Source organism: Helicobacter suis (assembly GCF_902196125.1).
Taxonomy (GTDB): domain Bacteria; phylum Campylobacterota; class Campylobacteria; order Campylobacterales; family Helicobacteraceae; genus Helicobacter; species Helicobacter suis_B.
Window position 1 is genome coordinate 34,006 of the sequence record NZ_CABIKG010000003.1, and the last position, 15,809, is coordinate 49,814.

Annotated in this window: 18 protein-coding genes and 1 tRNA gene; 5 read left to right on the forward strand and 14 right to left on the reverse strand. The window is 39.8% G+C overall.

Going from position 1 to position 15,809, the window contains the following annotated elements:
* Window positions 1-87: 87 nt before the first annotated feature.
* The 6 genes from G6Q00_RS01610 to rpsU form a co-directional block, all read right to left on the reverse strand.
* The gene (locus tag G6Q00_RS01610) at window positions 88-507 is read right to left on the reverse strand and encodes a TOBE domain-containing protein (protein WP_205426451.1); all 420 of its coding nucleotides are present in this window, start codon (window positions 505-507) and stop codon (window positions 88-90) included.
* A gap of 473 nt (window positions 508-980) precedes the next feature.
* Window positions 981-1,904: an acetyl-CoA carboxylase carboxyl transferase subunit alpha gene (gene accA / locus G6Q00_RS01615; protein ID WP_163499477.1), complete on the reverse strand. Its 924-nt coding sequence runs from the start codon at window positions 1,902-1,904 to the stop codon at window positions 981-983.
* Between the two features lie 16 nt (window positions 1,905-1,920).
* Window positions 1,921-3,165, reverse strand: coding sequence for a beta-ketoacyl-ACP synthase II (locus G6Q00_RS01620; RefSeq protein ID WP_163531734.1), 1,245 nt, complete (start codon window positions 3,163-3,165; stop codon window positions 1,921-1,923).
* A 44-nt stretch (window positions 3,166-3,209) separates the two neighbouring features.
* The gene (acpP, locus tag G6Q00_RS01625) at window positions 3,210-3,446 is read right to left on the reverse strand and encodes an acyl carrier protein (protein WP_163499475.1); all 237 of its coding nucleotides are present in this window, start codon (window positions 3,444-3,446) and stop codon (window positions 3,210-3,212) included.
* A gap of 197 nt (window positions 3,447-3,643) precedes the next feature.
* A complete protein-coding gene (gene fabG / locus G6Q00_RS01630) occupies window positions 3,644-4,402 on the reverse strand; it encodes a 3-oxoacyl-ACP reductase FabG (protein WP_163531781.1) in 759 nt (252 codons plus the stop codon).
* Window positions 4,403-4,411: 9 nt separating this feature from the next.
* Complete coding sequence (rpsU, locus tag G6Q00_RS01635) at window positions 4,412-4,624, reverse strand: 30S ribosomal protein S21 (RefSeq protein WP_006564867.1); 213 nt, start codon at window positions 4,622-4,624, stop codon at window positions 4,412-4,414.
* A gap of 102 nt (window positions 4,625-4,726) precedes the next feature.
* Here rpsU and G6Q00_RS01640 point away from each other — a divergent pair.
* Window positions 4,727-4,803: transfer RNA gene (locus G6Q00_RS01640), tRNA-Arg, on the forward strand.
* Between the two features lie 3 nt (window positions 4,804-4,806).
* Here G6Q00_RS01640 and gdhA read toward each other — a convergent pair.
* Window positions 4,807-6,153 (reverse strand): NADP-specific glutamate dehydrogenase, encoded by a 1,347-nt coding sequence (gene gdhA / locus G6Q00_RS01645; RefSeq protein ID WP_163531735.1) that lies wholly within the window; start codon window positions 6,151-6,153, stop codon window positions 4,807-4,809.
* Window positions 6,154-6,240: 87 nt separating this feature from the next.
* On the opposite strand from gdhA, the gene prfB reads away from it, so the two are divergent.
* The 4 genes from prfB (at window position 6,241) to G6Q00_RS01665 (ending at window position 9,587) form a co-directional block, all read left to right on the forward strand.
* Window positions 6,241-7,353 carry a peptide chain release factor 2 gene (gene prfB / locus G6Q00_RS01650; RefSeq protein WP_163531736.1) on the forward strand — a complete coding sequence of 371 codons (1,113 nt, stop codon included), beginning with the start codon at window positions 6,241-6,243 and terminating at the stop codon, window positions 7,351-7,353.
* 79 nt (window positions 7,354-7,432) lie between these two features.
* Complete coding sequence (locus G6Q00_RS01655) at window positions 7,433-7,969, forward strand: 50S ribosomal protein L25/general stress protein Ctc (protein WP_205426452.1); 537 nt, start codon at window positions 7,433-7,435, stop codon at window positions 7,967-7,969.
* The gene (pth, locus tag G6Q00_RS01660; protein WP_163531737.1) at window positions 7,969-8,523 is read left to right on the forward strand and encodes an aminoacyl-tRNA hydrolase; all 555 of its coding nucleotides are present in this window, start codon (window positions 7,969-7,971) and stop codon (window positions 8,521-8,523) included. Before G6Q00_RS01655 ends, pth begins: the two co-directional genes overlap by 1 nt.
* Window positions 8,520-9,587, forward strand: a complete 1,068-nt coding sequence (locus G6Q00_RS01665; protein ID WP_163531738.1) for an LptF/LptG family permease — start codon at window positions 8,520-8,522, stop codon at window positions 9,585-9,587. Before pth ends, G6Q00_RS01665 begins: the two co-directional genes overlap by 4 nt.
* On the opposite strand, the gene trpA is transcribed toward G6Q00_RS01665, so the two are convergent.
* The 7 genes from trpA to wecB are packed head-to-tail and all read right to left on the reverse strand — an operon-like array spanning window position 9,571 to window position 15,675.
* Window positions 9,571-10,353: a tryptophan synthase subunit alpha gene (gene trpA / locus G6Q00_RS01670; RefSeq protein WP_163531739.1), complete on the reverse strand. Its 783-nt coding sequence runs from the start codon at window positions 10,351-10,353 to the stop codon at window positions 9,571-9,573. The two genes, G6Q00_RS01665 and trpA, sit on opposite strands and share 17 nt — an antisense overlap.
* A gap of 12 nt (window positions 10,354-10,365) precedes the next feature.
* A complete protein-coding gene (gene gatC / locus G6Q00_RS01675; protein WP_163499468.1) occupies window positions 10,366-10,650 on the reverse strand; it encodes an Asp-tRNA(Asn)/Glu-tRNA(Gln) amidotransferase subunit GatC in 285 nt (94 codons plus the stop codon).
* Between the two features lie 32 nt (window positions 10,651-10,682).
* The gene (locus G6Q00_RS01680) at window positions 10,683-11,948 is read right to left on the reverse strand and encodes a nucleotide sugar dehydrogenase (RefSeq protein ID WP_163531740.1); all 1,266 of its coding nucleotides are present in this window, start codon (window positions 11,946-11,948) and stop codon (window positions 10,683-10,685) included.
* Complete coding sequence (locus tag G6Q00_RS01685; RefSeq protein WP_163531741.1) at window positions 11,941-13,041, reverse strand: DegT/DnrJ/EryC1/StrS family aminotransferase; 1,101 nt, start codon at window positions 13,039-13,041, stop codon at window positions 11,941-11,943. The genes G6Q00_RS01680 and G6Q00_RS01685 overlap by 8 nt, the downstream gene beginning before the upstream one ends.
* Window positions 13,041-13,619, reverse strand: a complete 579-nt coding sequence (locus G6Q00_RS01690; RefSeq protein ID WP_346265324.1) for an acyltransferase — start codon at window positions 13,617-13,619, stop codon at window positions 13,041-13,043. Before G6Q00_RS01690 ends, G6Q00_RS01685 begins: the two co-directional genes overlap by 1 nt.
* The gene (locus G6Q00_RS01695; protein ID WP_163531742.1) at window positions 13,616-14,557 is read right to left on the reverse strand and encodes a Gfo/Idh/MocA family protein; all 942 of its coding nucleotides are present in this window, start codon (window positions 14,555-14,557) and stop codon (window positions 13,616-13,618) included. The genes G6Q00_RS01690 and G6Q00_RS01695 overlap by 4 nt, the downstream gene beginning before the upstream one ends.
* Entirely contained in the window at window positions 14,521-15,675 is a 1,155-nt protein-coding gene (gene wecB, locus G6Q00_RS01700; RefSeq protein WP_240330920.1) for a non-hydrolyzing UDP-N-acetylglucosamine 2-epimerase, read from the reverse strand. The genes G6Q00_RS01695 and wecB overlap by 37 nt, the downstream gene beginning before the upstream one ends.
* Between the last annotated feature and the right edge of the window lie 134 nt (window positions 15,676-15,809).

Here is a 15,809-nt window from a genome sequence, read left to right on the forward strand (position 1 = left end):
AAGTAGGTTTTCCTACATGGTATTTTTCACATTTCTAGCTAAGAGTTTTAAAAAACTTTTCTATAGCTGTTTACTTGGAAAGAAAGATCAAGCACCAATAACAATTTGACTAGCTTTGATCATGGCTATTACTCTATCTCCAACTTGGAGGGCTAGATTTTTAATAGACTCATTAGTAACCATTGCGCTTAGTTTATCGCCCCCTATAGTTTTTATCATAACCTCAGTATTTGTCATGCCCTCTTTTATCCCTACAACTTCCCCTTTAAATTGGTTAGCAGCGCTTAGCTTTAATTGATCCTCACCCTTAGCAAGAATGATAGAGGAAGCCTTAAATAAATAGATCACCTTTTTACCCACTGCTAGTTCTAGGGCTTTTTGGCTATCTGCTGTTATGATAGCCTTTATGATCTCTTTACTTTGTAATTCTCCCACTATTAGCGAGTTGACTACACCCTCTTTGATTTCAATAATCTTAGCTTCTAGTTGGTTTCTTGCACTAAACATTGTATTTTCCTTTAATCTAGTTTGAGTCAATAGCATCTTGATCTAAAAAGTCTGTGTTTTTAATTATAACTAATTGTTTATTATGTTCTTGCTTTCCACCCATTACAGAGTGAAATTACAAGATTTAAAGATTAAAACCATGCCGGTTTAAAATCTGCGGCTTCTTCTAGGGGAGTGTAGCCTTTTACTAAAAGGTCTTTGATGTGGATTTTATCCAGATTGTGCGTAAACTTTGTCCTTTAGGGCTAAGATGTAAGCACTTGTTAATTTTAGTTGTACTAAAACCGTTTCGCCGTCAGGAAATGACCTTGTGGGCGTTAAACACAAAGCCTTTCGTATTAGTTGTCCGTTGGGACGCTTTAGTTAGAAAGCCACTCTTTCAGGGAAGGGTGTTTCACAAACTTCCTCGTTAAAAATGTTTTTCAATTACCTTTGCTCGTACAACCAGTCTAATTTCAACTAAGCTAGCATTTTTAGATAAAAGCCCCACAAGCCATGAGTTTTTGATAACGCAATTCTAAAAAGTCTGTATTCTTAATAATAGCTAATTGCTCTAAAAAGTAGTTTTTAATAGACTGGCTAGCTTGAATCTTATCGCGATGAGCCCCGCGCTGTGGCTCTAGGATAATATCATCAATTAAGTTAGCTTTTTTTAGATCGGTAGGGGTGATCTTCATGGCCTTAACAGCCACTTCAATCTTACTTGGATCGTTCCATAAAATGGCCGCACACCCCTCAGGGGAGATCACGCTAAAGATAGCATATTCCATCATGGCCAAACGATCGGCTATAGCAATGGCTAAAGCCCCCCCACTCCCTCCCTCTCCAATAATAATAGAGATTGTGGGTACTTTAAGGGCTGCAAATTCTTGCAAATTTTTAGCAATGGCCTCACTTTGCCCTCTCTCCTCTGCTCCAATACCCGGATAAGCCCCTGCTGTATCTACCAGCATTAAAATAGGCAAATTAAATTTCTCAGCAAATTTAGCGCTTTTTAAAGCCTTACGATAACCCTCTGGATGGGGCATGCCAAAATTACGCCTTAATTTATTCTTCGTGCCCCGCCCCTTTTCCTCAGCAATGACTACAACACTGACACCTTCAATTTTACCAATAAAACTTACAATGGCTTTATCATCGCTAAAGTGCCGGTCTCCAAAGATTTCATACCTATCTTTGAGAATTAGCTCAATATAATCCATCGCATAGGGTCTATCTGGGTGTCTGGCTAGCTGGAGTCTTTGGTAGTCTGTGAGATTGGAGTAAATAGATTCAGTTTCTTTAGCTAAACGCTTTTCTAAAATCTCTTTAGCGTCCACATCTCCTTTAATAGTGGCCATTTCAACATCTTCTTGGAGTCCCTTGATTCGATTCTCAAAATCTAAATAAACCGCCACTTTCCTATCTCAATCCTCAAATGGTTTTAAACACAACCACCCCATTAGTGCCACCAAATCCAAAGGAATTACTCATAACAGCTTCTAATTTAGCCTCCCTTGCTTGATTAGGAATATAATCCAAATCACAACCCGGATCGCGAACTTCCTGATTAATGGTAGGGGGCAATATCCCTTTTTGCATAGCCATAATAGATACCACAGCCTCAATCGCTCCTGCTGCTCCCAAGCAATGCCCTATCTGTCCTTTAGTAGAGCTTACAGGGGGCACACGATCTCTACCACCAAAGACATTTTTTAAAGCAATGGTTTCGTATAAATCATTATAACTTGTGCTAGTACCATGGGCATTGATATAACCTACCTTAGCCCCCACTTTAGCCGCCATATGTAAAGCTTGTTTCATGGCTCTATAAGCCCCCTCACCCTCAGGTGCTGGCGCGGTGATATGGCTAGCATCTGCGCTTTCACCATAGCCTACTAACTCGGCTACAATGTGTGCCCCTCTTTGTTTGGCTTGCTCATACTCCTCTAAGATCAAAGCCCCCGCACCCTCTCCCATCACAAAGCCATTACGCCCTTTATCAAAGGGTCTGGAAGCCTTTAGGGGTTCTTCATTGCGATTAGACAAGGCACGGATAGAAGCAAAGCCCCCAATGCCTACAGGGCAAATTGTTGATTCTGCACCCACTACTAACATGCGATCAGCCCCTTCTAATATGATAGTCTTATAGGCCTCTATAATAGCATGGGTACCAGCTGCGCAGGCAGTAACACTAGAGAGATTAGGTCCCTTAATGCCATACTCTATAGAAGTAAATCCACCAATCATATTTACAAGAGCGGAGGTGATGAAGAAAGGATTGACTTTTCTAGGACCTTTATCATAGCAATATATAGAGTTTGCCTCTATATTGCCTAAACCTCCAATCCCTGATGCAGAACTCACACCCATTCTCTCCGCCCATTCCCCTGGGCATTTGCCCTCTTGTAGGATCTGACTCTCAAACATGGCTTCTTTACTAGCTAATAAAGCTAGCTGGATAAAGCGCCCTGCTTTCTTAATATCTTTTAAATTCATAACAGAGGCGGGATCAAAATTTGTGATCTCAGCTGCAATTTGTACAGGAAAACCTGTAGCATCAAAACTAGTGATCTTTTTTACGCCACACTCCCCGCGCGCAATGGCTCCAAAAGCGCTTTCCTTATCCAGTCCCAGGGCATTCACCATTCCCATACCCGTTACCACAACTCTACGCAAAAAGAACTCCTTCTAGCCATGCGTGCATTTTCTAAAAATTTTCTTTATGCTAATTTGTTCTCTTCAATAAATTTAAGCGCATCGCCAACTGTTTTAATTTTCTCAGCTTGCTCATCAGGAATTTCAATCCCAAACTTTTCCTCTAGTGCCATAATCAGCTCCACCACATCTAAAGAGTCTGCATTCAAATCTTTAATAAAATCTGCCTCTTCAGTAACCTGCGACGCGCTCACATTCAACTGCTCTACAATCACCGCTTGTACATCTTCAAACAACGCCATAAAACCTCCTAAATGTAAAAACTTTAAATAAGTGAAAATTCTAGCTTAAAAACCTTTTTTAAACCCCAAACCATGCCTACTTGTGCTCTAAAATATCTGCAATGCGATACAAAAAGTAGATGATCACCAACAGCAAAATCACAACCAAATACGACATCACTTCTCCTTCTTTAGTTTTTTCTTATATAAGCTTTTTATCACATATATAAACCCCCATTTACCTTTAAAACCTCTCCTGTAATGTAGCTAGACAAATCACTAAGCAAAAATGCCACAGCCCCCGCTACTTCTTGGGGTTGTCCTAGCCGTGCTAGAGGAATCGTTTTTAAATAACTTTCCTTCACTTCTTCTTTAAGATTAGTCATGTCTGTATCAATAAAACCCGGAGTGATACAATTAAAGCGGATATTGCGCAAAGCCCCCTCGTAAGCAAAAGACTTACTCATGGAAACAACCCCCCCCTTACTGGCTGCATAGTTTACCTGCCCCATGTTGCCCCGCTCTGCAACCACTGAGGAAATATTAACCACACTCCCAAATCTTTGTTTCCCCATTACCTTTAAAGCTTCACGACACCCTACAAAAGTAGATTTTAAGTTAGTCTCTAGCACTTGCATGAACTCCTCAGTTTTCATGCGCACGGCTAATTTATCTAGTACAATCCCTGCATTATTGACTAAATAACTTAAGCCCCCATCAGCTTCTATAATAGTCTTAATCCCCTCTACAAAAGCCTCTTCTTGGCTGACATCAAATTTAATCACACCAGCCCTACCCCCTTGTTGCTCAATCTCTTTTTTCAGATCATCAGCATTCTCAGGGTTGTTACGATAATTAATCCACACCTTTAGGGGTTGCTTATCCTTATTTGTATAACTAGAGAGTAAAAGGGCAATCGCGCGCCCAATTCCCCTAGTTGCCCCCGTAACTAATACATTATGCCCGCTAAATTCCATAACTACCAACTACAGCTTTGACTCATAACGCCTAAGCATATACAAGCGTCTTAAGATTTTCTTTTTTGCATTGATTTTTTGTCTTTTACGCTTTTCAGTTTTAGATTCAAAGAAACGCCGTGCACGGCACTCAGTTACCACTAAGTTGCGATCAGTTTGTTTTTTAAAACGCCGGTAGGCTTCATCAAAACTATCTGTTTCCCTGACTTTAATCCCGGGCATGCCATCACCTACTTTCTGTACTCAAATATCCACGATACTAGCAAAATCTTTGTAAATTTAACCTAAAATTTACAATAATTTGGCTATAATGATCTTTTTTGGGTGCTCATAGCTCAGCTGAATAGAGCAACAGGTTGCGGTCCTGTAGGTCGGGGGTTTGAATCCCTCTGAGCACACCATTTTTAATATCCCTGTTCAATCATCGCATCGGCTACTTTTCTAAAGCCTGCAATATTAGCGCCCAAAACCAAGTTTGTCGGATCGTTAAATTCTTTAGCTGTGTGTGCGGTATTGTGGAAAATATCTTTCATGATAGTGTATAACTTTTGATCCACCACCTCAAAACTCCAAGGGTGCATGCTTGCATTTTGCGCCATTTCTAACCCGCTTACAGCCACTCCGCCCGCATTAGCAGCCTTACCCGGACCATAGCAAATTTTAGCCTCTAAAAATGCCTGTGTTGCTTTAGTGCTAGAGGGCATGTTAGCCCCCTCAATCACACACTTACACCCATTTTGTAAAAGAGTTTTAGCATCTAACTCGCTTAATTCATTTTGAGTAGCGCTGGGGAAGGCCGCAAAACAAGGTACACTCCAAACCCCATTTGTGCCCTTTTTATAATCTTTAGCATCGGTGTACACCGCACTCTTTTTTTGCTTAGCATATTCAGAAACACGCCCGGCCTTAACTTCCTTAATCTCTTTGAGTAATTCAAGATCAATTCCTTCTTTATCATAGATCATGCCATTAGAATCGCTAGCTGTAACAGGAATGGCCCCTACTTGGTAGAGTTTTTCAATGGTATAAATAGCCACATTGCCACTTCCAGAGACACTACATACCTTGCCCTCTAACCCTTCTTCGCGTTCTTTTAACATTTCTTGGGCAAAATACACACACCCATAGCCGGTAGCCTCTTTGCGTACTAAACTCCCGCCCCAGCTCAAACCTTTACCTGTAAGCACGCCATCAAAACAATTCATGATCTTTTTATAACGGCCAAACATATAGCCAATTTCGCGCGCTCCAACCCCAATATCTCCAGCGGGTACATCTACTAATGCGCCGATGTGGCGGTATAATTCGTCCATAAAGGCTTGGCAAAAGCGCATGATCTCTGCTTCACTCTTGCCTTTTGGATCAAAATCACTCCCCCCCTTAGCACCGCCCATGTTTAAAGTGGTGAGGGCGTTTTTAAAGATTTGTTCAAAACCTAAAAACTTAATAATGCTTTCATTGACGCTAGGGTGAAACCTCAAACCTCCCTTATAAGGTCCAATAGTTGCATTAAACTGGATACGACACCCTCTATTAACGCGCACTTTGCCCGCATCATCTACCCAAGTTACACGGAAAAAAACCTGGCGATCGGGTTCAACCAACCGTTCTAAAATGGCGTGTTTTTCATATTTTGGGTTTTTATTAAGCAAAGGGGCTAAAGAGTGGAGGATCTCTACTACAGCTTGGTTAAATTCTGGTTGGTGTGGATATGCGCTTTTAACTCGTTTTAAAACTTTTTCAATATACATGCAACTCCTTTTGTAGTGATTTGGTCTTTACAAAATGGGCAACTTGGGCGTATAATAAAACCAGAACACCAACGATACGGAAATACAATGGACATTTACCAGTATAGCGAATTGCTTAAGGGGCTACAAAACAAATGCCACAATATCGCCCAGATCATCAAACCAGAGAATCTAAAAACCCAATTAGAACAAATCACCCAAGAACAAGTTGATCCGGCCTTTTGGCAAGATAAAACACTAGCCGCGCAAAAAAACCAAGAGAAAATGCGCATAGAGCGGCTTTTACAAACTTATGAACACACTAAGCACACGCTAGAAGAAGCCCTAGAATTATTTGAATTAATCCAAGAGGACACCCAAGCACTTACTCAACTCTTTGAGGAAGCGCCTAAATTAGCCGCCCGTGTGCAAAGCATGGAAGTGAGTGTGATGTTAGCCAACGATCAAGATAGTATGGATGCGATCGTGAGTATCCAGCCCGGGGTAGGAGGGACAGAGAGTCAAGACTGGGCAAGCATGCTTTATAGAATGTATTTACGCTGGGCAGAACGCAAGGGTTTTAAAGTAGAGCTTTTAGACTACCAAGAGGGGGAGGAAGCGGGGATTAAGGGGGTGGCTTTTGTGATTCGTGGCGTAAATGTTTATGGTTACATGAAAAATGAAAATGGAATTCACCGCCTAGTGCGCATGTCGCCCTTTAATGCTAATGGCAAACGGCATACCAGTTTTGCTAGTGTACAGGTAAGCCCAGAAGTTGATGATGATATTAATATTGTAATTGAGGAGAAGGATATTCGCGTTGATACTTACCGCGCAAGTGGAGCAGGTGGGCAACATGTTAACAAGACTGAATCAGCAATCCGTATCACGCATTTTGCTACCGGTATTGTGGTGCAATGCCAAAACGATCGCAGCCAACATAAAAATAAAGCTATGGCCTTGAAAATGCTTAAATCTAAACTTTACGAGTTAGAGTTGTGCAAACAACGAGAAGCTAGCAATATGGAGGAGAAAAGCGATATTGGTTGGGGACACCAGATTAGAAGTTATGTATTAGCTCCCTACCAGCAGATTAAAGATGCCCGTAGTGAGATTGCTTATAGCAATGTAGGGGCTATTTTAGACGGGGATTTAGACACGCTTATGGAAGATGTTTTAGTTAGTAGAGCTAAGCCTAATACCTTTGTACCTATAGTTTAGCTATGCCTATCTTAGCCCATATTTTTAAGTTAGTTCATGTTAAAATGCGCGTTTATTTTATTTTGCTTGGAGAGTGGACATGTTAGAAGGTGAAATAAGGGGCGAGCTTAGCAAATCAGAGCGCAAGGCTGTAAGAAAGCAGGGAATGTTACTAGCTAATCTTTATGGTAGAGAAACCCCCAATGTATATGCAACATTTAAGATCAATGATTTTATCCGCTTTGTCAAACATAAACCTAATTTAGATTTCACGGTTAAAATTGGTCAAAACGCCTATAATGTGGTGATTCAATCCTATCAAAAAGATCCAATCAGCAATACGCTTATGCATGTAGATCTCATGGTTTTATACAAGGGGGTTAAATCCAAGTTTTATATTCCTGTTAAAACCCACGGGGTTGCTGTTGGCATTAAGAATAAGGGTATTTTAATGCTTTCTAAACACCGTATCCATGTAGAATGTACCCCAGAAAATCTAATTTCTGAAATTGATTTAGATGTTAGCAATTTAGATGTAGGGGACGCTATTTTGATGCGCGATCTAAAAATTCCTGCTAGTGTTAAAGTTTTAGAAAATCCCAATAACGCTGTTGTCGGGGTCATTAAGGCTAAGTAATGTTACTTGTGGGACTGGGTAATCCCACACCTACCTATGCCCACACCCGCCACAATGTGGGGTTTGACATCTTAGACTTGCTAGCACAAGATTTAGGGGTGCACTTCATACACAAGGTACAATATTGTGGCGATTATGCTAGGGTGGGTTTAACCCACCTACTCAAGCCCACTACTTATATGAATTTATCAGGTCAGGCTTTAAGAGCGTTTTTAAACCACCATAAACCCCGATCTATTTTAATTATCCATGATGATTTAGACCTGCCTTTAGGGACTTTGCGCTTTAAAGCCAAAGGAGGGCATGGAGGGCATAATGGGTTAAAATCTATCATGCAACACTGCTTACAACCTTTTTATAAAATGAAGATCGGGATTGGCCGCACGCAGCAAAACACACGCGATGCCACTATCTCTTATGTCTTGCAACGCTTTTTAGCACAAGAAGAGCCACTTAAACAAGAAATTTTTACCCACGCTAAACAAGCCCTTTTATTTTATATCAAGACTCAAGATTTTACAGCCATGCAAAACCAATTCACCCGCAACACATGAGATTGTGGGTATTTGTAGGGTCTTATTACGCTAAATACTGCCTAATTATCTTACTTGCTTTAGAATTTTTCTTTCTAGGCATTGATAGCCTCCAGTATGCTGAAAAATTCCCCAGCGCAGCTAATCTTATCTTGCTATTTTTTGTCTACGATGGGCTTTATGCGATCAATTATACTTTGCCCATTTCTTTACTCTTAGGTTTAGTGCTTTTCTACACCGCTTTTATCCGCTCTAACCAATACACCGCTTTACTCTCCATTGGCTATTCAATTAAGCAAATTTTAAAGCCCATGCTCTGGATTAATGCTCTATGTATCCTCATTTATGTAGGGCTAAATGCCACCCCCTTTGTTTATATGCAAGAAAAAGCACAATCTATTATTTATAAAGACAATACAAATAGCATTTCTGAAAATTTATTAGTAAAATATAACAACGATTATATTTACTTTGGCAAGATCAACCCCTTATTACAAAACGCGCAAAATGTTAAAATTTTCATGCTAAAGGATAACCAACTCAATACTTTTGCTCAGGCTCCAAGCGCTTCTTTTGAAGGGAAATTTTGGGTTTTACACAGCGTTACTCTCTCTACTTTACCCACCCCTTTACTTTTAGGTAAGAAAGGATTATCTGTACAAAAACTCCCCCTACTTAAAACCCTTAAGGGTTTTCGCCCTAAAGTGCTAGATACGATTTATCAAAATAAACCCGCTGTTTCTATTACAGATGCTTTTCGCTCTTTACATGTGCTTTATCGCCAAAAAGCAGACACTAAAAAAATTCGGGGGTTTTTATATGTCTCTATCTTTTTGCCATTTTTTGTACCCCTCACAGCTATTTTAATTGCCTACTATACGCCTAATCTAGCGCGTTATGAAAATCTCGCGCTTTTGAGCTTAAAATTTATCCTGCTTTCTCTTATTCTTTGGGGGCTTTTCTTTGCTATGGGAAAATTTAGTATCTCAGGTGTGTTTTTACCAGAAGTGGGGGTTTTAGCGCCATTTATCATTCTAGTGGGGGTTAGTTTTTACCACTACACTAGACTTAACAAACGGCTGTAAGCATGATCTTACTAAAGCGTTGTAGCTCTGTTAACATGCTTGAGGAATGTAGATGTTTTTCTATAATCTGCACCACAGCCGAGCCACAGATAACCCCATCTGCGCCTATAGCTAGCGCCTTTTGTAAGTGATCTGGCTTAGAAATCCCAAATCCTAATAAACAGGGTACATTGCTATATTGCTTTAAAGTACAAATCACTTCTCTAGCTTCTTCTCCTAAAACCTGTTTAGCCCCCGTAACCCCCGCACGAGCTAATACATAAATATAGGCATGACTAAGCGTAGCGATGCGTTTCAAATCTACTTTTTTAGTGTGTGGGGCGGCAATAAAGACCGGGCTAATCTGGTATTTATATGCCGCTTCTAAAAAAGTCTGACTCTCTATTAAGGGTATATCAGCAACAAGTACGCTATCTACCCCACTCTCAAAACAAGCGCGATAAAAGTTTTCAATCCCAAAATGATAAACTAAATTAGCATACACTAATAGACCAATAGGGATTTTAGAGTCATAATTACGGATTTGAGAAAGCCAATTAAAATTAGAGCGCATATCTACACCTGCTTTTAATGCTCGCAAATGGCTAGCTTGAATCACCACCCCATCAGCCATTGGATCAGAAAAAGCAAAACCTAACTCTAATGCATCAGCTCCCACATCTATTAAAGTTTTGACAATTTCAAAACTAAGAGCGTAACTAGGATCGCCTGACATCACAAAGGGCACAAAAATACCCCGTTTATTAAAAATTTCTGTATATCTCATTTTGTTAAGCCCTTAAGTCTCAATGATCTTAGGGACATTAAAATAACCTTCCTGAGATTGGGGGGCTTGTTTTAAAATGGCCTGTGAAACACTGCTATTATGCACAGCACAATCTTCTCTAAGAGGGGTGTTTTCTTGCTTAAGATCGCCCACTTCCTCCAAATCCATCGTGTTAAGATTTTGTACAAAATCTAACACTTCCTCTAAATGCGCTTTTAACTTATCTTGCTCAAAACTTTCTATCTCTAACATAGAAAGATCAGCTAACTTTTCTAAAAGAGTGTCATTAATTTCCATTACATTCCTTTTTATTAGGATTGTAACATATTCTAGGGTGTGTAAAGTATAACTGGGGGAGGCGGGTTAAAAAAGCGTTTTAAATCATAGATAAAACCTTGAGGCAAGAGAATAGAGGGGATTTTTATATTTCTAAAAACACCATGCCCTATTACTAAAATAATGGCATGGTAGGTGGGGGTTTTGGGGAGTTGCTCTAAAAGCGAAGTTTGATACAGCTCTTCAAGGGCTTTAGAATCAATGAGAGGATCAAAAAGGGCTACACAGCATCCAAAGGATTCTAATTCTTGTTTTAAAAGCAAACTTTGTGTGTTGCGCAAGTCATTACAGTTTTCTTTAAAACTCACCCCTAAGAGTAAAATTGAAGCCCCTTGTATGGGTAGTTTATGGGTATTGAGTAATTGGGTGATCTTAGAGGCAATAAAGCTTGGCATGGTGTTATTAATTTGTCTAGTTGTTTGGATTAAAACCGGATCATAATCTAGCTGTTTGGCTAGAAATGCTAAGTAATACGAATCAATACCAATACAATGCCCGCCCACAAAACCCGGGCTAAAGGGTAAAAAATTCCATTTTGTCTTACAGGCATCTAAAACTTCATAAAGAGGAATATTAAGCCGGGCTAATAACATCGCCATGTCATTTACAAAGGCGATGTTTAAATCTCTTTGTGTGTTTTCTAAAATCTTAGCACTCTCGGCTATTTCTATAGAGCTGGTAAGATAGGTGGGTGCGATGTGGCTATAAAGCCAATCTACATAGCGCGCGCTTTCTGGCGTACTCCCAGAGGTGAGTTTAACAATCGTATTAAAGGGTCTTTTTTCTCCAACATTGATTCGCTCAGGGGAATAGCCGATAAAAAAATCTTGGTTATATACAAGTTTACTCGCTTGTTCTAATAAGGGAGCGCAAAAATTTTGTGTACAGGTGGGGTAAGTCGTGGATTCATAAATAACAAGCCCAGATGGGCGCAAAAGAGAGCCTGCAAGTATAGAGGCGCTTTGGAGTTTAGATAAATCGGGCTGGTTATTTGCATCTATGGGCGTTGGCATGGCAATAATAAAAACATCTACCCCTTCTAAATCATAAGGATTATTTGTAAAATGCAAAAGGGGGGCTTTTGTAAAATCTATGGGGGCTATTTCTTGGTTGTAATCATGGTGGTTAGATAATTCGCAGATTCGCTTATAAGAAATATCATAGCCGATTGTTTTAAAATGCGCCCCAAAGGCTAAGGCTAAGGGTAATCCAACATAGCCCAAACCCAAAATGGCCAAAGTGGGGTTATTTTTAAACATGGGCGATGATTTGGACAACTTTTTCTAAATCTTGCATGCTTAAACTTGTATTTAGCGGTAGGCTTAAAATGTGTTTTGAAACCTTTAGGGCATTGGGGAAGGCTGAGGGGGGATAACCTAAGTGTTTGAGCGCTTCTTGGTGGTGGAGGGGTTTTGGGTAGTGGATAGCTACAGAAATTCCTGCTTGCTTGAGTTTTGTAACTAACTCATCTCGTTTAGGGTGCAAAATGGGGTATTGAGAATAGATATTTTGGCGGGTGTTGTGTTTTGTGTGGATTGTATCTAGGGGTAGTTGTAAATTTAAAGGGCTTAAAAGAGTGTGATAAATCTGAGCTAAGGCGCGCAGACGCTTTAGATGTGTGCTGTAATACTTAAGTTTAACCTTTAATACGCTAGCCTGCAGGGCATCTAATCTAGCATTAAGACCTAAATAAATGTGGTTATATTTTTGGCTTTGGCCATGTACGCGCAAAGCTTTAAGCTTAGTATATAAATTAACATCATTACAAAATATAGCCCCCCCATCGCCATAACACCCTAAAGGCTTAGTAGGAAAAAAGCTAGTGGTTAAAATATCCGGTGTATCATTAGTAGCGCTATGATAGGGGGCTAAAAAACTCTGGGCGCAGTCTTCAATCACCACTAAATTATGATCTTTTGCAAGCGCCTTTAAAGCATAGCGATCACTAGCTAGTCCAAAAAGACTTAAAGGGAGAATGGCTTTTGTCTTTGGGGTAATTGCCTTTTCTGTGGCTTTTAAATCTAAGTGATAAGTACGCAAATTAATATCTACTAAAACCGGTTTAGCCCCTATTAGGCATAACATTTCTGCAGCTGCAATAAAACCAAAAGCAGGGGTGATCACCTCATCTTTATAGCCAATGCCACAGGCTAAAATGGCCAAAAGTAAACTAGCACTCCCACTAGAAGTGCCTAGTACAAATTTAAACCCAGATTTATTAGCTAATTCTTGTTCTAGTTCCTCTACAACATTCCCTAAAATATAGCGCCCACTTCTAGCACACAGCAAAAGCGCGTTTTCAATTTCTATTGCATGTTCTTGGTGTAAGTCTGCTAGATTATACAGATCCATTAGAGTAAGCGTACTTGGTTATTTTCTAACACATAAATAGAGCCATCTAAGCTATCTATTGCCCGGTTATTTTTAAAAACTAAGGGGTTGAGTGCTTTATCTATAAAGCGAACAAAGCGCCCGGGGTTACCCTTAATCATTGCAAAATCCGGTACATCTCTAGTTACTACACTCCCGGCTGCTACAAAGGCATAAGCCCCAATACAAATCCCGCATAAAATTGTCGCATTAGCCCCGATACTACAACCTGTTTTTAGGCGTGTGCGTAAAAACTCTGAACGCTTAGTTTTAATAAAACTTCTAGGTTTTAAAACATTGGTAAAAACCACACTAGGCCCAATAAAAACAAAATCCTCACACTCCACCCCCTCATGCAAACTCACATTATTTTGGATTTTACAGCCCTGCCCGATACGCACTCTAGGTCCAATCACACAATTTTGCCCCACACTCACATTTTTACCCAGATAGCTTTCCTCTAGGAGGTGGCAAAAGTGCCAGATTTTAACCCCCTCTTGGATACAAACGCGCGCATCAATATAAGTAGAAGGGTGGATACTAGCGCTAGGGTGAATCAATCTAATACTTTATGGCAGAGTGGGTGGCAATCTGTATCTGGCTCTGAGGGTTGGGCATGGCGAATGCTATCTACTAGTTTAATTGCAGAGCGCAGATCGTCTAAAGTTAAACCCTCATTATTAATAATTTGCTGGTAATTTTTAGTGTGCAATTCCTCAAAGCCTGTACTAAAATCAATTTCCTCTCCCTCTAATACTAAGGTGCGGTGGGCGCGATCTTGTCGTAACCCTAAATTACCCGGACTAACAGAGAGAAACCAAGACACTTTAGCATGCTCTAAAGTTAATAACCCTCCCATACAATCAGCAGTGTGTACATGCACCACACTATCCACTACAGAGCCAAAAATATGTAATAGCATGTCAAAGAAATGGATACCAATATTAGCGGCTAATCCTCCACTGCGATCAATATTGCCTTTCCAAGAATTAAAATACCATTTCCCCCGTAAGATGAGGTAGGTAAGAGAAATATGATAAACCTTTGTAGGTTCATTTTGTAAAGTTGCCTGTATATTTTGCTTTAAATCTAACATATTAGGGTGGAGGCGCAATTGCATGATATTAAACACACGGCGGTTATATTTCTTCTCCAAATTCTTTATTTCGTCTAATTCATTTGGATCAAGTACCAATGGTTTTTCACAAATAGCATTGATCCCATGGCTTAGAGCAAATTCAATATGCTCAAAGTGCAAGTAATTAGGGGTACAAATGGATAGGAAATCTAAAAATTTTTCCTGATCTTTGCAGTTTAAAATATACTGGTGCAAATCCTCTAAAGAGGTGAAAAATTCACAGTCTAAATAATATTGATCCAAAACCCCCACGCTATCATGTACATCTACCGCACAATCTAATACATGCCCGGTTTCATAAATAGCTTTAATATGTCTAGGGGCTATAAATCCTCCAACACCAATGATTCCAAATAACATACATGCTCCTTGATAGCTTGTAAAATAAGTGAAGCGCTATTGCCCTCCCCGAAGGAATGCATACTAGCAAAACTAAGTTTAGGTTGTTCTTTAAGGCTTTGCATGGCTATCTGTACAATGCGCGCTTTCTCATGCCCAACTAATATCCCCGCTCCCTCCTCTATTAATGCTGGATACTCACTTTCCTCGCGTAAAATTAAAACCGGTGTTTTACAAAAATACGCCTCTTTTTGTAACCCCCCACTATCTGTTAATACAAGGCGCGCATATTTAAGCATATAAAGGGTTTCTAAGTAGCGTAGGGGTGGCAAAATATGGGTGTGTTTTAAAAAGAGATGGTATTTTTTTAAGGCTATAGCAGTTCTAGGGTGCAGAGCTAAAAATACCGGTATTTGCTGGGCTAATTCTTCTAAGGCGCTAATAATGGCGTGTAAACAATGTGGGTTATCAATATTGCTCGCTCTATGTAAAGTTGCAAAGAGAAAGTTTTTAGCGCTAAATCCTTGTGGAGGGCGGGCATGGTTTTGATAAAACAACACATTATCTAACATCACATCACCGCTAAAATAAACTTTTTGGTGTGGCTTTGGTTTAAAAGTGTGGTAGGCCTGTTTAGTGGGGCAAAAAAGCAGAGTACTTAATTTATCTGTACTAATACGGTTATATTCCTCTGGCATGTTAAAGTTATAACTTCTTAAACCCGCTTCAATGTGTATTAGCGCAATATTTAAAAAATGCGCGATCAAACTCCCCGCTAAAGTAGAATTAGTATCCCCATAAACTAAAATCAAATCTGGGCGCTCTTGGGTACAAATTGTTTTGAGTTTAGCAAACATAAATCCTACATGCTCTAAACGGCTCAGATGATTAGGCGCTTTTGGTAGGGTATGTGTAGGGCTATCTAAATGTAATTCTTTAAAAAAATCTGTGCTCATATTAGCTTGGCTATGCTGGTTAGTGTGGATATAAAACTCTTGGAGTTGGTAGGTGGTATTTGTGCTATGAATAAACGGGTTTTGTTTAAGCGCAGCGCTTAAAGCCCTAGCTTTGATAAACTGCGGGCGCGCCCCTAAAATGGTGTAGAGTTTTACAGGCCTAATACTGGTAGACAATTTCAAAACGCGCGTTAATCCTCATACAAAGTCCAGTTGATATACTTTGTGTTACTTAATTAGAAATATTATTAAATATAGCTTAATAAAACTAAACGGCATGTAAAGATATTGCTATAAATGGCAACTAAAAACATGAG